Genomic DNA, 776 nt, shown 5'->3' with positions numbered 1-776 from the left:
CTGCGCGGGCTGCTCACCCAGATCCACCCCGCCCTGGAACGGGTGCTGGGGCCCAGGATCACGCACCCGGCAGTAGCTGATCTGCTGGGCCGCTACCCGACCCCGGCCAAGCTGAAGACCGCAGGACCAGGCCATGTGCGCGCCCGGCTGCGCAAGCACGCACCCCGACTGGCAGCACCGCTCACCGAGGAGATCTTCCAGGCATTGGGCCAGCAGACCGTGGTCGTGGCTGGCACCGAGGCCGCAGCCACCGTGGTGCCGATCCTGGCCGAACAGCTCGCCGGACTGATCCACCAGCGCAACAAGCTCGCCACCCAGGTCGAAGCTGTCGTGGAGGCCCACCCTCTTCACCCGGTCCTGATCTCGATGCCCGGGGTAGGGGTCAGGACCGCTGCACGGATCCTCACCGAGGTCGTCGGCAAGGACTTCGCCGATGCCGGGCACCTGGCCTCCTACGCCGGCATCGCCCCGATCACCAGACGCTCCGGGACCTCGATCCGCGGCGAACACGCACCCCGCGGCGGCAACAAGCGCCTCAAGCGAGCCCTGTTCCTCTCGGCCTTCGCCTCCTTGCATCACCCGGCCTCGAGGGCGTACTACGACCGCAAGAGGGCCCAGGGCAAACGGCATAACCAAGCACTGATCGCTCTGGCCCGGCGCCGCACCGACGTGCTCTACGCGATGCTGCGCGATGGCACCCTGTACGAAGACCCGACCATGCCTCAGACCCCGTCGACAGTCGCCCTAGCGGCTTGACGAAAACCATAGAGGCACCC

At 68.4% G+C, this 776-nt stretch carries 1 protein-coding gene; it reads left to right on the top strand.

Annotated features, from left to right (window positions below):
- Positions 1 to 756, top strand: a 756-nt coding sequence (locus GTW58_RS13220; protein ID WP_168023573.1) for a transposase, incomplete at its 5' end; no start/stop codon positions are given.
- Positions 757 to 776 lie beyond the last annotated feature (20 nt).

The organism is Kocuria subflava (assembly GCF_012163155.1).
In the GTDB taxonomy this organism is placed as follows: domain Bacteria; phylum Actinomycetota; class Actinomycetes; order Actinomycetales; family Micrococcaceae; genus Kocuria; species Kocuria subflava.
This window is presented reverse-complemented; position numbering and strand designations above follow the sequence as displayed.